The organism is Halomonas sp. AOP5-B2-8, from assembly GCF_052376475.1.
Taxonomy (GTDB): Bacteria; Pseudomonadota; Gammaproteobacteria; order Pseudomonadales; family Halomonadaceae; genus Vreelandella; species Vreelandella casei.
Genome location: NZ_JBQSVS010000001.1, coordinates 122,032 through 141,411, shown reverse-complemented (window position 1 = coordinate 141,411; position 19,380 = coordinate 122,032). Strand labels below are relative to the sequence as shown.

The 19,380-nt window shown below is 47.5% G+C and carries 16 protein-coding genes; all 16 read left to right on the top strand.

Annotated elements, in window-relative coordinates; all coding sequences use genetic code 11:
- Window positions 1-3: 3 nt before the first annotated feature.
- The 16 genes from ACT3RP_RS00590 to ACT3RP_RS00515 all read left to right on the top strand — a co-directional run bounded on the left by ACT3RP_RS00590 (window position 4) and on the right by ACT3RP_RS00515 (window position 19,372).
- A complete protein-coding gene (locus tag ACT3RP_RS00590) occupies window positions 4-645 on the top strand; it encodes a glycosyltransferase family 32 protein (RefSeq protein WP_193062326.1) in 642 nt (213 codons plus the stop codon).
- A gap of 81 nt (window positions 646-726) precedes the next feature.
- The gene (locus tag ACT3RP_RS00585) at window positions 727-2,022 is read left to right on the top strand and encodes an O-antigen ligase family protein (protein ID WP_193062328.1); all 1,296 of its coding nucleotides are present in this window, start codon (window positions 727-729) and stop codon (window positions 2,020-2,022) included.
- On the top strand, window positions 2,019-3,419 hold the full coding sequence (locus ACT3RP_RS00580; protein ID WP_192535859.1) for an undecaprenyl-phosphate glucose phosphotransferase: 1,401 nt from the start codon (window positions 2,019-2,021) through the stop codon (window positions 3,417-3,419). Before ACT3RP_RS00585 ends, ACT3RP_RS00580 begins: the two co-directional genes overlap by 4 nt.
- A 12-nt stretch (window positions 3,420-3,431) precedes the next feature.
- Window positions 3,432-4,433, top strand: a complete 1,002-nt coding sequence (gene galE, locus ACT3RP_RS00575) for a UDP-glucose 4-epimerase GalE (RefSeq protein ID WP_192535860.1) — start codon at window positions 3,432-3,434, stop codon at window positions 4,431-4,433.
- 71 nt (window positions 4,434-4,504) lie between these two features.
- Window positions 4,505-5,770 carry an O-antigen ligase family protein gene (locus ACT3RP_RS00570; RefSeq protein WP_192535861.1) on the top strand — a complete coding sequence of 422 codons (1,266 nt, stop codon included), beginning with the start codon at window positions 4,505-4,507 and terminating at the stop codon, window positions 5,768-5,770.
- Between the two features lie 268 nt (window positions 5,771-6,038).
- Window positions 6,039-6,458, top strand: a complete 420-nt coding sequence (locus ACT3RP_RS00565; RefSeq protein WP_192535862.1) for an RT0821/Lpp0805 family surface protein — start codon at window positions 6,039-6,041, stop codon at window positions 6,456-6,458.
- 50 nt (window positions 6,459-6,508) lie between these two features.
- Window positions 6,509-8,164 (top strand): polysaccharide biosynthesis/export family protein, encoded by a 1,656-nt coding sequence (locus ACT3RP_RS00560; RefSeq protein WP_444671770.1) that lies wholly within the window; start codon window positions 6,509-6,511, stop codon window positions 8,162-8,164.
- A gap of 93 nt (window positions 8,165-8,257) precedes the next feature.
- Complete coding sequence (locus tag ACT3RP_RS00555; protein WP_193062330.1) at window positions 8,258-9,067, top strand: ABC transporter permease; 810 nt, start codon at window positions 8,258-8,260, stop codon at window positions 9,065-9,067.
- Between the two features lie 3 nt (window positions 9,068-9,070).
- Window positions 9,071-10,168, top strand: a complete 1,098-nt coding sequence (locus tag ACT3RP_RS00550; RefSeq protein WP_193062332.1) for a KpsE/RkpR family capsule polysaccharide export protein — start codon at window positions 9,071-9,073, stop codon at window positions 10,166-10,168.
- Between the two features lie 24 nt (window positions 10,169-10,192).
- Entirely contained in the window at window positions 10,193-11,581 is a 1,389-nt protein-coding gene (locus ACT3RP_RS00545) for an MBL fold metallo-hydrolase (RefSeq protein ID WP_444671672.1), read from the top strand.
- Window positions 11,582-11,648: 67 nt separating this feature from the next.
- Window positions 11,649-12,530 (top strand): ABC transporter ATP-binding protein, encoded by an 882-nt coding sequence (locus ACT3RP_RS00540; RefSeq protein ID WP_444624324.1) that lies wholly within the window; start codon window positions 11,649-11,651, stop codon window positions 12,528-12,530.
- A gap of 24 nt (window positions 12,531-12,554) precedes the next feature.
- Complete coding sequence (locus tag ACT3RP_RS00535) at window positions 12,555-13,610, top strand: sugar-transfer associated ATP-grasp domain-containing protein (protein WP_444624323.1); 1,056 nt, start codon at window positions 12,555-12,557, stop codon at window positions 13,608-13,610.
- Between the two features lie 2 nt (window positions 13,611-13,612).
- Window positions 13,613-14,803 (top strand): hypothetical protein, encoded by a 1,191-nt coding sequence (locus tag ACT3RP_RS00530; protein ID WP_483393039.1) that lies wholly within the window; start codon window positions 13,613-13,615, stop codon window positions 14,801-14,803.
- A complete protein-coding gene (locus tag ACT3RP_RS00525; protein ID WP_483393038.1) occupies window positions 14,800-15,981 on the top strand; it encodes a sugar-transfer associated ATP-grasp domain-containing protein in 1,182 nt (393 codons plus the stop codon). Before ACT3RP_RS00530 ends, ACT3RP_RS00525 begins: the two co-directional genes overlap by 4 nt.
- A 38-nt stretch (window positions 15,982-16,019) precedes the next feature.
- The gene (locus tag ACT3RP_RS00520) at window positions 16,020-17,456 is read left to right on the top strand and encodes a hypothetical protein (RefSeq protein WP_483393037.1); all 1,437 of its coding nucleotides are present in this window, start codon (window positions 16,020-16,022) and stop codon (window positions 17,454-17,456) included.
- 11 nt (window positions 17,457-17,467) lie between these two features.
- Window positions 17,468-19,372 (top strand): acylphosphatase, encoded by a 1,905-nt coding sequence (locus tag ACT3RP_RS00515; protein WP_483393036.1) that lies wholly within the window; start codon window positions 17,468-17,470, stop codon window positions 19,370-19,372.
- Window positions 19,373-19,380 lie beyond the last annotated feature (8 nt).

Below are 19,380 nucleotides of genomic sequence, written 5' to 3'. Positions count from 1 at the left end.
GTTATGATTCCTAAAAAAATACATTTTTGTTGGTTTGGTGGGAATGAAATGACTTTCCTATACAAAGAGTGTCTGAAAAGCTGGCGAGTACATATGCCGGACTTTGAAGTGATTGAATGGAATGAGCAAAATATTGATACAAATAATACATATATTAAATACTGTATTGATAAGAAGCGATGGGCTTTCTTATCTGATTACGTACGCATGATTGTATTGCGAGACCATGGTGGTATCTATCTAGATGTCGATATGGAGGTGGTAAAGTCACTCGAGCCCCTGCTCGATAATCAATGCTTTTTGGGTTATGAAGACAAAGATAGGCTTAATACTGCTGTTGTAGGCGGTATTGCAGGGCATCATTTTTTTAATAATGCTATCGAATTGATAGAGCAGCGTCATAACGATAATAAACCCTTTCTAATAGCGCCAGAAGTAGCAAATACGTGTGTCAAGAAAAATGCAGAAGGAATTAACCAGCTGCCATGGCAGTATTTTTATCCGTATAACCCTTATGCTAAGTCGCACGATAGAAAACAGTTAATGTACTCTTATATAGAGGAGGAAACTTATCTAATTCATCATTGGGGGAAGGGGTGGGAGATGGGCTTCATCGAGAAATTAAAAAGAAGACTGTTGAAGTAATTGCTGTTGAATAACAAGTGTTGATAAATAATCGTCTATTGCGCTGGAACTGTAAATCGTGGCTAACCCAGGAAGGTTGAGATGAAAGCTTTCAATGTTATCCTAATTTTTTTAGGATGTTGGTTTTTTCTAAGCGGAGGTAATTTGGATGATAGAGTGCTAAGCTCTATCCAGCTATACTCGGCCATGTTAGTAATTCTGTTGTTTTTTGCAATATGTGTTTTCTTTAGTGGCATTAGCTTTCATATTGGAATGCTGCTTTTTCCTGCTTTTTTCTTATATATTTATTTAGTAAATCTCTTCTTTGGTGGCGGGGGCGGCAGTGTCGTAAAGGTGGTGGTTTTTACTCTTGTCGTAATGATGGCTTGTTTTATAGCTAATAAGCTTACTGTAATTGAATTTGTTGAAACACTAGTTATTGCGCTGTTCTTGTTGCTTATTGCTAACATCGTTGTTTCGTCATTTTTTCCAGGGATAGGCTTGGAGCTAGGTAAGTTTAGGGGTGATTGGAAAGGTATTTTTGATCAGAAAAATGCCTTGGGTCGGCTTTCCTCTTTGTTAATTGCGTCGTCAATACTGCTCATGCTATGCAGTAAAGATAAAAGCGTTCGAATCTATACTGGATTAGTGTTGATATCGGCTGTTATGGTGGCTATTAATGCTGGTTCTCGCACAGGCTTGGCAACAGGTGTGCTTGTGGCGCTGCTGTCGATTTTATTCTATCTCGTCTATTATGTTCTCAACGATAATTTTGTTCATAAAAAAGTTTTTGTAATGCTTCTCTTTTTAGAGATGCTGTTATGCTTTTATTTGGTTGTTTCCAACATGGAGGTTGTCGATTTATATACCAATGAGGATGGTGTAAGTATTTTTGGAAATTTCTTTTCTCTAACTGGTCGCCTGACGATTTGGGATTTTGTAATAGAGCATGCCAAGGGCGTGCATTTCTGGTTTGGTTATGGGCTTGACAATTTCTGGACTTTTGAAAGATTTTCTTTGATCGGACCTATGGAAGGCATGGGCGATTTTTATCCTGAGGATAGCCATAACGGTTATATAGATGTATTGGTTCAGGGTGGGGGTATTGGTATTGCCCTATATTTGTCTATTTTCATTCTCGTGATAAAAAGTTTATTCGGCTCTAAGTTGAGCTTTGCAGAGTATGCCACTGCGTTTACGTTTATCATGCTTTTCTTGTTTTCGAACCTGACAGAGTCTTATACGACGAAATCCACTAATATTGTTAATTTCCTTTTCGTATACTCTGTTGCTTTTCTTCTTCTGCGTTCCGCGCCCTTGCATGCGAAAGGAGTAATTACGATCCAACCATTTGCCTATGCTAAAAAGTTATATATAAGCGGAGTAGCGCGAAAATGACTTTTAAGAAGAGTTACGTCAAAAAGGGGATCATTTTTTCAGAACGATATCCTCCCCAAATAATTTTCCCTATCCTGGATATACTTACCGTTATCCTATCAGGCTCAGTTGCTTACGTTTCAAGATTTGGCACCTTTGAGCTGCACGAGCGATATGTATTAGCACTCGCCTGCATATCGTTGATGATTGTCGTGATCAATAGCTCGACCGGTAGCTATAAAAGATGGCGTGTATCGTCTACGTTTCACATTGTTAGCAAGTTGTTAATGGTTTGGTTAGTGGTAGGTGTTATTTCCGCTTCTCTGATTTATTTTGCACATGCGGCTGACCGCTATTCAAGGTTGTGGGTAGGGCTCACGCTCGTTCTTTCTTTCTTATTGGCGGCTGGTGCGCGCTCGCTCGTGCAGTATGGGCTGCGTAGAATTCGCATTAGAGGTGGTGCCCGTCGTCCCATTTTTTTGATTGGCCCCGGCAGCAATGTACTTCATGTTGCTAAAGGAATGCGTTCGGCCTCTTGGGAGGGGCATTCCATCGCCGGCGTTGAGCGCTTACACGGTATACCGACTATGGCGCAGCTTGAAAAGATAGCTGAACGAATCAGTGCTTCTAGCGCTTCTGAAGTTTGGATCTGTGCACCTTTGGAAATGGGCGAGATGGTGCATAATATCTTTTATGTGTTAAGGAATCACACCGAGGAGATACGCTTAATTCCTGACTTTAAAGATATGCGGCTGCTTAATCATCGTACCAGCGAAGTGGCTGGTCACTTGGCGATTGACTTGAGCGTTTCGCCCATTAACGGTGTGGCGCGAGTCGTCAAGCGTACGGAGGATATTCTTTTCGGTGCTGCGATTACGCTGATGATTTTACCTATCTGCTTACTTATTGTCTTGATGATAAAAGTTACCTCGCCAGGCCCCGTTCTCTTTAAGCAGTATAGAACAGGCTCAAATGGTAAGGTGTTTAAAGTCTATAAATTCAGGTCTATGAAAGTGCATCAAGAGGAGGGCGGGTCGGTTACTCAGGCTCGAAAGAGCGATGATCGTATAACGCCGATTGGTGCTTTTTTGCGAAGGACATCTCTAGATGAGCTTCCTCAGTTTTATAATGTTTTACAAGGTCGTATGTCTATTGTAGGCCCCCGGCCCCACGCGCTAGCGCACAATGAATATTATAAGGAGCTTGTTGAGTCCTATATGCGTAGACATAAAGTCAAACCTGGTATCACAGGCTGGGCGCAAGTAAATGGGTTGCGAGGTGAGACCGAGACCCTAGAAAAAATGCAGCGTCGAGTTGAATATGATCTGTGGTATATCGATAACTGGTCGCTGTGGTTTGATGTAAGAATTATTTTTATGACTGTTTTCAAAGGCTTTAAGCACTCAAATGCTTACTGACGAGCGGGTTATATGATTTTATTAACAGGCGGTACCGGTTATATCGGTTCGCACATAGCAGTAGAGCTGCTTCAGGCTGGTCATGAAGTGGTGATTTTGGACGACCTGTCTAACAGCAACGAATCTGTGATTGGTCGCATTAAGAATATCACGCAGCGCGATGTCCTTTTCTATCATGGTGATATACGTGATGTTTCTCTGTTAGATTCTATATTTCAAAATCACCTTATTGAATCAGTGATTCACTGTGCAGGATTAAAAGCAGTTGGCGAGAGTGTTAAAAACCCTTTAGCTTACTATGACGTAAATGTTTACGGCAGTATTTGTTTATGTTCCGCTATGCAGAAAGCAGGAGTTAAGCGGCTCTTATTTAGTTCTTCTGCGACTGTTTATGGTGTAGATGCTGAGCCACCTTATATCGAAACAATGGCAAGGGGCGTTTCGAGTAGCCCCTATGGCACCTCCAAGGGCATGGTGGAACAGTTGCTGGAAGATCTTTCCGCGAGTGACCCTCAGTGGTCGGTGGGCCTTTTGCGCTATTTCAATCCTATTGGGGCGCACCCTTCGGGCTATATCGGTGAGCTTCCCCAGGGCACTCCTAATAATTTAATGCCCTATATTAGCCAGGTCGCGGCGGGAACATTGCCGGAACTCTCAATCTATGGTGATGACTATGCCACTGATGATGGTACCTGTGTGCGTGACTATTTACATGTAGTCGATTTAGCCATAGGGCATAGAGTGGCTTTAAAGGTGCTAGATAGCCCAGGCGTTCATTGTTACAACCTCGGCGCGGGAAGCGGTATATCGGTTAAGCAAATGGTGGATGCCTTTGTAGCCTCAACAGGCGTTGAAGTCCCTCATCGCTACGCTCCTCGGCGAGAAGGCGATTTAGCAGCTTTTTGGGCTAGTGCCAGCAAAGTCGAGCGTGATTTAGGATGGCGACCCGTTAAAACGCTCGAGGATATGATGATCGATACGTGGCGTTGGCAGCAATTCTCAAATAAGGCATAGCAAGGCAGCTAAGTTTTGGCTGTGATTGCTTGTTGGTATGTACCGTAAGGAATTTTGATGAGAGACCATCCATGAGTGCCTCTACGATGAGTGTACAAGCGCGTTTTCCTGAGTTTTACACTAGCGTTGCCGTTTTCCTGTTCGGTGCGATCGCGCTGGTCATTCCTAGCGGTTATTCAGTGGGAGCAGTGTTGCTGCTGTTAGGCGGGCTTGGTCTGCTGTTTACCATGCGCGTTCCGCGTTTCTCAAAGGGAGATGCTTGGATAGTGGGCGCTGTTTTGGCCTATGCGCTCGTTGCGTTAGCAGAGGTTTGGTGGGATGGCCAGGGTAGTCGAGGGCTAGATAAGCCAAGTCGTTTTATTTTAGCGATACCTGCGCTTTGGTGGGTGCTGCGCTTCCCGCCTAGGCGAGCTTTTCTATGGAGTGGTCTTGCTGTTGGTGCCATTGCCGCGGGTAGCTGGGCAGGATGGCAAAAGTTATTTGAAGGCGTGGATCGGGCCCAGGGATACACGTATGTAATTCAATTTGGCAACCTTAGCATGCTGCTTGGCGTCATGTGCTTAGCAGGACTTGGGTGGGCCACTGTGCAGCGACATCGCCACGTGTGGGTGTGCTTTTTAATGCTAGGGGCGCTAGCAGGCATTCTTGGATCTTTGTTCTCAGGTAGCCGAGGCGGCTGGGTGGGTTTCCCTATTGTTTTATTAGTGCTTTACCGCGCCTATGGCAGAAATCTGTCCGTCAGGCTAAAAACGGCGGTGGTAGCGGCTGTTATTGTAGGCGCTATCGTTGTGTATGCCGTGCCGCAAATAGGTGTGCAAGGGCGTGTTCACGAAGCATTTAATGATGTCAGTCTTTATATTTCCGGTGAGAACCGCACGACATCAGTAGGCGCGCGTTTTGAAATGTGGCGTGGGGCGGCGCATCTTATCCAAGAAAAGCCGCTACTTGGTTGGGGATACAACGGCTACAAGAACGAGATGCTAGCATTATCCGACCAAGGCTTCATATCACGTGAAATAGGTGAGTATGGCCATGCACACAATGAGTTCATTGATGCTTTTGCTAAGCGTGGCCTGCTAGGGCTGGCAGTCCTGATTGCGCTTTATTTAATCCCGTTAAGGCTGTTTTCAAAAGGGCTCACTGCGAATGGTTTATCAGACCGAGCGTTAGCAACGGCGGGTGTATTATTGCCCGTAACATATATCGATTTTGGTTTGTCGCAGGTGTTTATGACCCATAATAGCGGCGTCATGATATATGCCTTTTTGTTGGCAATTTTGTGGGGTATTCATTCAGGAAGGCTAAGGCGCTTACCAATGAAAGAGAACCATTCGTAAAGAAAGCGTTCCTATTCAGCAGGCCATAGACAGCCGATCATTGAAAAATGGTCGGTTTTTCTTTCTCTGAAGGGTTAGTGTTTTCATAATTTAAATGAGTGTCAGTACAACTGCTGTCGATGTGGAGGCGGTGGCAGTAATCCTCTACAATGGTAGCCTGGTGTGAACATAGTGCACCACCCCATTCAACCGCACAGATCGAGTAGGGCAAGGGAATATGCCCGTTTCAATCCCTGGGCGGTAGCGTGCCTTTCATCTGGAATCAATTATGCCAATATCCCAACGTTCATTTGTATCGCCAGCGCGCATGCTGCTGACAGCACTGAGTGTGGTCGCTATAAGTGGCTGTGCTACAAGCTACCCTTCTGGTAGTAATCAGCAAGAAGCGCGATACGTCCTGAATAATGATGCGGCGACGTTATTAGAAAACGAAAGCCTCAATAATTTTCTCTCGCAAGCACCGGCCAGTGGAGTTCTTAACGTGGCGCGCAGCCCGTGGGGTGATAACGTCGAGATTATTGCTGATGAGTCTTACTTAGCTGCCAGCGGGCGTGAATGCCGTAAGCTTCGCGTAGTTGCAGCAGGAGGCAGTGCTAACAGCGCTCTTGTCTGTGCAACGCCCAACGGCTGGGTAAATCAACGCGTAGTGACGCAGATAGGCATGCAAACAGTTGAAGGGCGCTATTAATGTTCAAGCAAACCGCAGCAATCGTGTCTATTACTTTTTTAAGCGCGGTCATGGGCGGCGCAGCCTGGGCGCAGTCTCTTAGCCTGTCCGATACTATTTTACCGTCTGAGAGTAGTCAGCAAGGGGGGGCACAGCAGCAAGACGAAGTGAACGATACGCCTCGTGCAGATTGGCGCAGCGGTACTTATGGCCCTGTGACGTTGCCGCTGCAAGATACCGATACTTTGCCGCCATTTGGCGCTAATCTATTTACTGGCGGCTTTCGTGGCGCCATGGGCGATGGCCTTAACCCAGACTACCGCATTAAACCCGGCGACCAAGTCACCGTCCGTGCCTGGGGGGCGTTTGAGTTTGACCGCGTGCTACCGGTAGATGCTCAGGGCAATATCTTTATTCCTGGTTCTGGCCCGATAAATGTAGAAGGGCAAAGCAGCCAGGAAGTGGATAACAGCGTCCGCAGTGCTATTACCTCCGTCTATCCGGATAACGTAGAGGTCTATACAAATCTGCAAGGCGTGCAGCCAGTTGCGGTATACGTAACGGGCTATGTAGAAAATCCTGGCCGCTATGCAGGTACGCCCAACGACTCGTTGCTGTATTTCCTTGATCAGTCCGGGGGGATTGACCAAGACCTTGGTAGCTATCGCCAAGTGAGGGTGGTGCGTGATGACCGCACCGTTGCAACCGTTGACCTATATGACTTTCTAATCGATGGCATCATTGCCCGCCCGCAGTTCCAAGATGGCGACACCATTGTGGTAGAAGAGCGTGGCCCCGCGATTGCAGTAGGCGGTGACGTGCATCGTGCCCACCGTTATGAGTTGGTCGGCAATCAGCTAAGCGGTGCTGAGCTAATTAATTTGGCACGACTTAAAAGCGGCGTTTCCCACGTACTACTCCGCGGCGACCGTGAAGATGGGCCCATTGCTCAGTACTTCCCCATCGACATGTTCTACGGCCAAATGATTCGTAGTGGCGATGAAGTGCTATTCAGCGCAGACCAGCGTAGCGAGACTATCGTTGTGGAAGTGGAAGGCAGCTACTACGGGCCATCACGCTATGCACTGCCACGCAATGCGCGTTTAAGTGAGTTACTGGACGCTATAGCTGTGCCGGAAAACATGACCGCAGTAGAAAGTGTTTCTCTACAGCGTGAAAGCGTGCGCCAGCAGCAAGCCGAGGCCCTTGAAGACAGCTTACGGCGCTTAGAAACTACCTACTTGGGCGCAGAGTCGCGGACCGATGAAGAGGCGAAAATCCGCCTGCAAGAAGCCGAATTGATAGAGCGTTTTATCTCAAGGGCTCGCGACCTAGAGCCCAGCGGCCGACTGGTTGTAGCTAACAGTGACGGTATCTCTGATATACGCCTGCAGGATGGTGATGTCATTACCATTCCTGAAATAAGTGATTCCGTACTTATCAGTGGTGAAATCCTGGTGCCCCAAGCCGTTGTTTACCGTCCCGGCATGAGCGTGATCGATTACGTCCAAGGCGCTGGCGGCTTTACTGTGCGCGCTGATGAAGACCAAATTTTATTGGTCCGCCAGAACGGTGCAGTCGAGCATGCCAGCAATTCACCGCTACGGCCGGGTGATGAGATTTTGGTGATGCCTGCCGCACCCATACATAATCTGCAGCTAGCGGCTACGCTAACCCGAATACTTTTCCAAATCGCTGTGACAACTCGAGTCGCTTTAGATCTGTAAAAAAGGAAATAGTGAGGTGTGAGGGAGTCAATACCTCACACCTCACACCTCACACCTCACACCTCACACCTCACTCCTTTACAAAGTAGCGCTATGGAAAATATAAGCAGTGAGCCACGGCGTGCCCGCACACCGTGGCAAGTAACCCGTAGTGTGTGGTATGCCATGTTCGTGCGTGAAGCCCTTTCCAGAACGATGGGTGACCGCATGGGATGGTTTTGGATGATTTTTGAGCCAGTCGCATTCGTCGGTATTATGATTGCTGTACGAAGTTTTATACGTGGTGACCGGCTTGTTGTTAATGCTGAGTTTATACCCTGGCTAATTGCTGGCCTGCTTGGGTTTGGGTTGGTACGTGAGGGCATGATGCGTGGTATGGGCGCGATAGATGGCAACAAATCATTATTTGCTTATCGTCAAGTGCAGCCCATCGATCCAGTCCTGGTACGTGGCTTTCTTGAAGGGGCGTTACGAAGTTTTGTATTCCTCATTTTTATTGGCGGTGGGCTAATGTTGGGGTTGGATATGTATCCCGATAATGCCATAAGAGTCTTGGCAGCTTGGTTATCACTTTGGAGTTTAGGTTTGGGTTTGGGGCTCGTCACCTCTGTTGCAGCAACTCTAGTGCCAGAAGTGGGCAAAGTGATTCGTATGCTCTCGCTGCCGCTAATGATTTTATCTGGGGTGATTATGCCACTCAATAGTCTTCCTCACTGGCTGCTAAAATACCTCATGCTGAACCCTATTCCCCATGGTTTAGAAACTCTTCGTCTTGGTTTTTTTGAGGATTATCAAGTGGTTCACGGAACTAGCATGCTCTATTTCTGGCTGTTTACATTCACCCTTATTGCCCTGGGGCTGTTAATGCACCTGCGCTTTATTGATCGCTTAAAGGCAAAATAATCCATGCAACGTTCTATAGGTAGTTTTGTAAAAAAGTCGCCGCACTGGGCCGTGGCTGCTATCGCCATTATTTTAGTTTCGTTTTACTGGTTTGTATGGGCAGAGGAGCGTTATGTTTCGCGTGCCACGGTGGTGCTGGAAAGCCCGCAAGTGGCGGCCCCTGAAATTAGCCTGTCATCAATAATGGGAGGCGGCGCTGGTAATACTAAAGATCTCTTGTTGCTGCGTGAGCACTTATTGTCAGTGGATATGCTGCGCCTCCTAGACGAAGACCTAAACATCCGAGAGCACTACACCGAACACGGCGATATTTTCGCAAGGCTATATGATCGAGACGCGCCGATTGAAGACCTGCATAAATACTATCTACGCCGCGTAAATATAGAGCTCGATGAGTACGCAGGTGTTCTTAATATTTCTGTACAGGGTTATACACCAGAGTTTGCCCATCAAATGACCACGCTGCTACTGCAAGCTGGCGAAGACCATATGAATGAAATGGGTCATCGTCTAGCCGAAGAGCAGGTCCACTTTTTAGAGCAGCAAATGGTGCGACTCGATGAGCGCTTTAAAGAAACCCGTGCCGCCTTGCTGGCGTACCAAAATGAGTTTGGTCTAGTCTCGCCCACTGATACCGTGGCAAGTATTAATCAGGTGGTGTCAACACTTGAAGCTGACTTGGCACGCTTCCAGGCGCAGCGTAACGCACTCGCCAGTTTCCAAAGCGAACAATCACCAGAGTTGCGCCAAGTTGAGCGTAATATCACCGCGCTACGCGACCAAATTATTGAACAACGTGATCGTATAGCACAGGCATCGGGTGGCTCGCTGAACAGTGTTTCTGCTGAATATGAAACGCTAGAACTGCAAGCACAGTTTGCTCAGGAAACCTACTCCAGCGCACTTGCTGCGCTAGAAAATACTCGCTTAGAAGCCGCTCGCCAGCTTAAGCAGGTAAGCGTACTGCAAAGCCCACTGCTGCCGGAATATCCCACAGAACCAAACCGGCTCTACAACAGCAGCGTCTTCGCCATCATTGCCATCTTCCTTGCCTTTATCTTCAGTATGCTGCTCATGATTATTAAAGATCACCGAGACTAAAAAGGAGCGATCTTTCGTAGCCTCATGCTCGATATTCTTCATCATGGTGGCGCTATCGGTGTGACCGGTAGCTGCCACCAGTTAATACTGAATAACGAACACTCTCTCCTTGTTGATTGTGGTCTCTTTCAGGGAAAAGATGCCGCTAAAGATAGCTTCGAACAGCTAAAAATTGAATTCGATATCTCAACGGTTAAAGCCCTGATCATCACCCATGTGCATATTGATCATGTAGGGCGACTGCCCTATTTACTAGCGGCTGGTTTCACAGGTCCGATTATTTGCTCAGAGCCTTCTGCCACGCTATTGCCCCTTGTGATTGAAGATGCGCTAAAAATAGGCTTTACCCGCGATGCGAAACTGATCAATCGCTTTCAGGAACAGTTAAGGCAGCAGGTTGTTAGCGTGCCCTATGGCAAGTGGCACAGTGTTGCCTTTGACAATGTAGGAATAACGCGCGTAAAGCTGAAGCGGGCAGGGCACATTTTAGGCTCTTGTTACGCTGAAGTGGCTTATCAGGATGCCGTTACCGGTGAAAAAGAGCGCGTTGTATTCTCTGGTGACTTGGGTGCGCCTCATGCGCCATTGTTGCCTGCGCCACAATCGCCTTACGGTTGTGATCAGCTAGTGCTAGAAAGCACCTACGGTAACCGCACTCACCCTGATCGCCGCCAGCGCCAGGCGGTATTAAAGAATGCGATAGAAACCGCGCTCGTTAACGGCGGTACCGTGATGGTGCCAGCTTTCAGCATAGGCCGCACGCAAGAGCTTCTCTATGAGTTAGAAACCATTATTCATCATGCGCACTCATCGCGCTGGGCCTCACTAGAAATCATTGTGGACTCGCCGCTAGCTGCACGCTTTACCAAGGTATATCGTGAGCTAAAACCTTACTGGGATAAAGAAGCCCAACGCCGCCTGCGCAGTGGTCGTCACCCGCTTAACTTTGCGAATCTCTACACCGTTGATAGTCACGCAGAACATGAGCAAACTGTCGAGTACTTAGCCAAAACAGGCCGGCCAGCAGTGGTGATTGCTGCTAGTGGTATGTGTGCAGGCGGGCGCATTATGAATTACCTGAAAGCCATGCTAGGTGATGTACGCCACCAAGTGTTGTTTGTTGGATATCAAGGCACAGGTACTCCAGGGCGCGATATTCAGAAATACGGCCCGCAAGGCGGGTGGGTCGATATCGATGGGCAACGCATTGATATAAGAGCCGGCGTTGCCTCGGTCAGTGGTTACTCCGCCCATGCAGACCAAAAGAATCTGCTCGACTTCGTAAAGCGTATGCGCCGTTGGCCCCACACTATCCGCCTAGTACACGGTGAACAAACCGCCCGCGCAGCACTCAAAGAAGAGCTCGAAAGCCTCTATCAGCGAAAAGGCAGGAGTGTGACGGTGAGGTGTTAAGTGTTAGAAATGAAGGTCACTCCTAACAGGCGCAGCGTTCATCCCCTAGCCATCACTAAGAATGCAAATGATTGAAATTCGCAGTCTCTACAAGCGCTACCATAACCATCACGGTAGCGACTGGGTATTGAAAGATATCAATCTCACCATCCCACCCAAGGTCAGCGTTGGCCTGATAGGTGCAAACGGTGCAGGCAAGTCGACCTTGCTGCGCTTAATAGCAGGTATGGATAAGCCTGAAAGAGGTGAGGTGATTCGCCATACCAAAGTTTCCTGGCCAGTTGGGCTTTCAGGAGGCATGCAGCAAAACATGACTGCCAGGCAAAACGTAAAGTTTGTGGCCCGTGTTCATGGCAGCTCCAGTGAAGATGTAAAACGCGTTATCAAATATGTTGAAGACTTCGCTGAGATAGGCAAAGCCTTTGATGAGCCAGTAAGAACATTTTCATCGGGGATGCGCGCTCGTATCTCATTTGGACTATCGCTAGCGTTTGATTTTGACGTTTACATCTCAGATGAAGCCACTGCGGTGGGCGATAAAAACTTTAAAGCCAAAGCAAAAGCCGCCTTTCGAGAAAAGACCGGAAAAGCCAGTCTGATTATGGTCTCGCATAGCGAGGGAATACTTAGGGAGCTATGCCAGGCAGGCATCTTTATCAACAAGGGCGAAGCCACTTGGTTTGACAAAATCGACGATGCAATTGAAGCCTACCACCAGGCATATGGTTTGGGAGAGTCTGAAAAACTTAAGCAAACGCGACAAGACCTGCTCACCGCTAGGAAAAATTTCAGGGCAGCCAAAGCAATTTATAAAGAAGCCAGTGAAAGCAACGGCGTGCCACCCAAAGAGTTAATTGAATTAAAACGTGATGTGAATGCCAAGCTTAAAATATTACGGACACATAAGGCAGCACTTAAAGCTCTTCAAGAAGCCAACGACGACGAATGAATTTTTTACAGATGGCTATTAAACATGCTCCCAACACATAAAGACAGTATTGCGCACGCCGATGACATCGCCTCTCTACACGCTTGGAAAAACTTCACTCTCAGGTTCTGGGAAGAAAATGCGCCAACTCACAACGAAGAGCAGAGCCGTCAGCTGTTTCACAATGGGTTCTACAGAAGCCGAGCAGCCCTGTACGACTTAACGGAAAATGACCTTAACGCCTATTTAAGCGACTACCAGATACATAGACTTCAATCGATAAATAAAACATATCAAACGGTTCTGTCAAACAGAGTTTTATGTAGCCATGTAATGGCAAATTACTTTGAAGTGGAAAAGAACTACTGCCTTATCACAAAAAGTGGGGTCCAGTGGTTAGAGCCACCATGGTGGAAAGACGAAACCACATTTCCAGAGACAGTGCAGATACACTCTTTAGATCCGGGTAGCTACGGGCCCTATAGGACAGTCAAATTAAGCAAGCATAGTAGCTCTCTAGAATTTCAAAAAACATTCATTGAACAGTTAGCTAGCGAAGCGCAAGAAACTGACGAGACATTAATCATTGCTGCTGCACCTACGCAGCATCGCTGGCTAACCGCGGTAAGCCCTTACGGCTATCATTTGCTTCATGTATTACTGGTGCGCGAATCGAACGATGGCCTTCCTGAAATAGCGGCTGCCAGCTTGACGATAGGAAATAGTGAAACCCACGCCAGCTCTCCGGCGAAAGTGGAAGATGGTGCGCTTAGCGCCAGCATTACTCCTCAAACAGGGCTTATAACGGCATGCCTTACACTTGCGCAACAACATAAAGTAGAAAGCTGTTTACAACATCCCGAAACAGGCCAGTCCCTAATAGGTGAGTACTTGCCAAATTGGGAGGCTATTAAAGCAGCGCTGCTTAAATTTTTTGATGAGTCATCATACTTGCACATTTGCAGTTTAAGCTTTGTAGTAACTGAGACAGGGTTATCTTTTTTTGGAACCAACACGGATGCAATGGCGGCACATCAAATGCACCAACCACTACTTGAGCACCCCGGCATTGCCGACCATGTGAATAAGGTCAGTGGTTAGCTATGCCTGCGCAACTAATTGCAACACTATTCAAAACGCTTCAATGGCGCCTTAAAGAGAAGCTAGGCTACCAGGAGGCTAAGATTCGGGCAGAAATTGAGCAAAGCGGATACTTTCATTCAGAATGGTATCTGGCTAATTACCCTGAGCTGCTGAACGAACCAAGTGCCGTAAAGGATCCGTTAGGCTATTTCTTGGCGGCTGGTATATCGCAAATGCACAACCCTGGGCCTGGGTTTCATACTCAGTGGTACCTGGATGAGTACGACGATGTCCGGGAAGCTTCAAGTAATCCACTGCTGCATTATTTACGCTTTGGTCGCCATGAAGACCGTAGGTCGACCCCCTTTTTAGGGGGAGTACAAAGCATGCTGTACAGCCAGGGCAGTGCTCAGCACCATCGAGTTATTTACAAAACACGCAGAAGCGCAGATCTAAGCCACATTGGCCGCATTAAAAGACTGGATAACCAAAATAGCGTCGAGGCATGGCGAGAATTTAGCCTAGCCTTTAGGGCGCAGCAAGGAAAACTCATCCAGCAAGAGGCCGAGTACCTACATAATCGTGGTTTTCTACCTAGTCGAAAAAGGCTCTATAAGTTGCCTGGTACACGGGTAGATGCCTATATCAGCGATTTGCAGGTTAACCTCCTAGCCCAGACGAATGGCCCTATGCAGCCCGTGCTGGAAGACACAGAGCTCCAGTGGCAGCTTTACAACCACCGCCTACCTATGATGGCGAAACAAGAGCAACCCACAGGCGCGATACTTAAAGTCATTTTAATGCTAGACCCGGCGGGGGCCGGATTGGTACCGCTTTCAGTAGTGGCTACCAAAAAAGCCACTGCTGCTAGCGTAGGCATGGCCTTAAGCATGGAGCTATCGCCCAACAGCGGCCGTACCCGTAGCGTGGTCCGCTTTAACACCAGTGGTGTTGTTGTAGGCCCTAGCAAGCCTATTCCCTGGAAGCGATATGACTATAAAGCAGCATGGCAACAAGCCCAGAAGAACATTATTTTCCCTATTCAAAAAGAATCGCTTTACTCATTTATTCAAGTCGATATCGATATCTCTACACCGAAGCCAAGGTTGATTCGCTTAACTGCCACTCCTTCGGTAGAAGACTTTCAAGTACATGGCCCGCTAATGCAAACCCAAACAGCCATCGACTTCATGCGTGAGTTTGGAATATGAACCCTAACACCACCTTCTGGGCCCCCAAACAGTCGTCCAAGATCCTTTCTACTGATCAAGCTTCTGTAGCTACTAGTGACACAATGCTACCGAAAGACCACCACAAACGTTTGATGGAAAGCCTTAAGGAAACGGAACAGCTAGCGTTACTAAAACGCTTTACGCTTGACTTCCATGCCGACCCAGACCTGGAAAAACTAAGCCCGGAAGAAGCTCAGTTTTTTTATGAACGTGGCTTTCTACCTGAAAAAGCAAGGTTATATGGACTTAACCGCGACAATATCGACACTTACCTAAGCGATGTTCAGCGCTGGCTTACCCGCCTTGTGAATGGCCCCTATAGCGTTGTTTTTAACAACAAAATACTGTTTGACCAAGTATTTGGCCAATATTGCAATGTGCCACGTACGGTGGCGGTATGCCGACAGGGCCGGGTGATTCCTCATACGGACCTATGGCAAGAAATCGAAGCTGGTCGGGCAGGCCCGTTAATGTTAGTGGCCAAACCTTTAGGTGGTGGCGGTGGCGGCAGTGTGTACTTCATACGTATCGATAAACGCCATGCAGCAGTGGAAACGAATGATGCCATTACTCCACGCTTTAACGTTAAAACAGAAGAACTTGGCGAAGTATTTAGTCGCCAGCGGGTGCCCTTTATTATCAATGAATATGTACAGCAAGGAGACTTTTCGAAGCGGCTTTATCCACTTACTGTTAATACCGTGCGTGCGCTAGTGGTTCGTAACCCAACCAATGGGGAGCCATGTATAGTGCGTGCTGTATTGAGAGTAGGTAATAGTGAATCTTACCCCATTGATAACTTTTCACTGGGTGGGTTAAGTATAGAAATAAATAAAGATAGTGGGGAGTTAGGCCATGCGGTAGCGGCAGCCGGTCGGTTTACCGGCAGGCGGTGGACGACGCACCCTGATACTGGCGAAAAAATCACGGGCGCTCATATTCCTAATTGGCGAATACATAAAAATAAACTACTGGCCTTGTTTAATAAGTTGCCGTACTTAAAGTACTGCGGCTTTGATCTAATACTTCAAGACAAAGATTTTGTTGTGTTAGAAGGGAATAGTTATAGCCAAGTAAGACTTTTTCAGATGCACGAGCCATTGTTCAGTAACTATCAGGTTGCTGAGCTATACGCTAAATATAATATCATCCAATAGTTGTGGAGTTGATTGATATTGTCGGCTTCTGATTAAGTGTGATCTCCAATTTTATTAAAGGTGGTAGCATGAAAATTAGTAATACAGAAGTAGTCCTTTTAAAAAATAAACCGCTAAGTCGTTCCGAACGTGAGAAAAGCACACAAGAAGCACAAGAAACACAAGAAGCACAGGCACGCAAGCCAGACGATTACTCGATTTTTATAAGAATAACAGGAGAGTATGACGGAGCTCCTTTAATAGGCTTGGGTGAAGCACGGCCAACAAGAGCCAGCGGCGAATCGCTAAACAGCACACTGCGCTATGCTCGCAAAATGGCAAGACGCCTCATCGGCAAGCAGCTAGACTTTACATCCCAAGCGCCTATCGAACACGTTAATGATATCGTCCAAAATGTCATCGGCGATATTTTTGGCATTAGTGGCAATGGCGCAAGTCAGCAACGCCCAAGTCCTACTGTTTGTTTTGCAACTGAATGTGCACTGCTAGATTTGATTGCCAAAAAGCGTGGTATTAGCGTTGCACAGTTAACTAGTTCAGATAAACCGGTCGCTGTTGAGCGCAATGTATACAATGATCCTCTCAAGAATCCTGAGCGATTGATACGCTCTATCGCTAAAGGAAAACAAGTGAGTGGCTGGATTCGTCGTGGTAAGCGCATCACCGGAAAAGATGCCAGTGCTCTAGTGAACTCACTACTATTCGCTCTTTCTAATAATACTCATGATCTTAACGGCATTATTCTTAATGCTGGGCAGCGTTGGTCAACAGACGAGTGGAACAACTTCTGCGCTGAAGTAGCCCTTACTGGCTTGGCAGCTAAGCAAAATGTGAAAATTATCGTCGAAGATCCCTTCCAAGAAGCAGCCGATGCTTTTTATCAGCAAGCATTCGCCAAAATGGAAGGCACGCCAGTCAGTATTATGCTATCCAAGCCAGTATGGGGCCGTGAATCTATTAGCCGCCTCGCTCTTTACCTACCGCATGTTGAGCTTAAAATTACTCCCCAAAAAGCAGGCGGTTACCACGAAGTGCTGGAGGCCGAAAAAGAAGCAGAGCAGCATGGCTTTAAAGGTGGCATTTTCCTAGCCGGTGTTAATGGCACCACAAACCTCAATACCATCGCTATGGTATCGTTGGCGAGTGCCATGCGCTTTAATCGCTATTTCTCAACCTCGTTTAAGAAAGAGGGCAAAACGCGTTTAGTGTACCCATGCGTTACGCTTGAGAATAGCAAGCTTCAAATCCCAGAAGGGCCAGGTTTTGCAACTAACCTGTGCCGTTCAGGGGTGCGTAAGCGTTCAATCGAGCTTTTTGCGTATAGTGACAAAGGCCGCACCAGCAAGCGCGAAGTACGTAAAGCGCTGCTCGAAAGTACCTATGATGATCGGTTCATTAACCGCGATCTAGCCGAACAAGAGCGCTACAGTTACTCTGACAAAGCGCTAGAAGCCACCCTCAACTCGAATCATTAATGGTGTTGTAAATGTCGCCAGACCTCTTTTATGTTACACGCATTGAGCTAATTGCCTATGACAAGCCCTATAATGAGCCTGTTGCACATAATGTTCCGACAAATGGTGGCAAACAGATCAACTTCTACCTGAAAGTGGTCGTTACTGGTGCGGGTGAGGAGCGCGTAGCGGCTATTGAAGGGGGACTGGGGCAGCGCAACGGTAAACCGATGGCAGCCCGCTACTGGGACTATCTTGAGACCGTCGCATCGCGTTTGATGGGTAGCCAGTTAACGGCGGAAATATTACACAGCGGTAGCGTGCCCAGTGATGCAAGGAAATGGGTAGAGGCTACCGATGGCTTGATTGATAACGCTGGACTTAGTGATAAGCGCCAGTGGGGCAAAATACAGTCTGCGGTGACTGGCACTTACCACCTGTTAGAAAAGGTGTTTGAAGCGTTAGCACAACAAGAGGCGGCTGAAAAAGCTGCCTCCGATACTACACTGGTTGAGGCTCTGTTCCATAGGGCAGAAAATGTTCTCTATCTGCCCGAAGCAGAGCCGCCAACGTATACCTATCAACCCACTATCAAGGGTAAGCCTCAGACCCCTTCAGAGCCGCTATCACCCAACAGTTCTAACGACACCGTGCTTATGCTTCCGTTAGGAACGATGGACGCAAAAAGCCACTTAATGGAGCGTGAGTGCGTACGCCAGGGCTACAACATCCTGCGTACTGGTAAAGGCGTTTTTACAGCGGATAACAATGGCCAGCGATTCTATTTCAAATTAAGTCGTTCGCCGTTGGTGAGTATTGATGCTATTTCACTATGTACTCACAAAGAAGCGACGCGTGAATTTTTAGCGCCACTAGGCTTTCCGGTTCCCCGTGGGAGAATGTTCCCTGCAGGTGACTACGAGAACGCTACAAAATTTGCCAACTTGATTGGTTATCCTGTTGTTGTAAAACCAGCGACCGGGGTGCGTGGTATTGGTGTAGTACCAAACATTACTAGCGATACAGAGCTAAAAAGTGCTTTTCATGTGCTTGAGAGCAGTAAGCTAGGCCACGATGATTTTATCGTAGAAAAACATATATTCGGTGAAGATTACCGCATTATGGTGATTGGTGGCACGGTGCGTGCTGCGACACTAAGGGCGCCAGCCAACGTAACCGGCGATGGTAAGCACAATATTGCCGAATTAATACTGATCAAAAACCGTTACCGCCAAAATATCCCGCACCTGAAATCACGGCCCATTGTATTCAGTGAAGCTACCCGATATCAGCTGGATAAACAGGGGCTAACGCTACATAGCGTACCTACGGCGGGCAAGCAGGTCATACTTTCCGGCTCTTGTAACCTCTCCCAAGGGGGCGATAGCGTTAATATTCTGCATGAAATGCACCCGAGCATTATCAAGGTAGCGGAAGACGCTGTAAAAGCGGTTCCTGGGCTGGATTATTGCGGTATTGATTTCTTGATCGAAGACCACCGTAAGCCCGTTGGTGAAACCGATATAGGTATCTGTGAGCTAAATGCACACGCCGCTATTGGTACCGCCTGTTACACCATGTTTGGTGAACCGGTAAACGTGCCAAGAGATGCCATTGAAGAAGTGCTGATCAAGAATAAGTTACCGCTTACGCCATTACCTGAAGACAATATTGCCGTACAGGTGAACATCCGCGGCAAAGTAACCGGCGTTGGCTATCGTAAATGGTTTGCCCGTCATGCGCAGCGTAGCGGCCTAACAGGTTACGTGAAAAACATCGGGCCAAGGCAAGTGGAAGCGGTGCTGCAAGGATCGCTAGTGGGAATCACCGCGCTAACAACCGCGTGTATTCGAGGGCCATCTGAAGCGTTGCCAACCTCGGTTCGTACAACGCATCTCGATGTAACCCACTATGATGAATTCACTCTAATTCCCTGAAGGCTAAC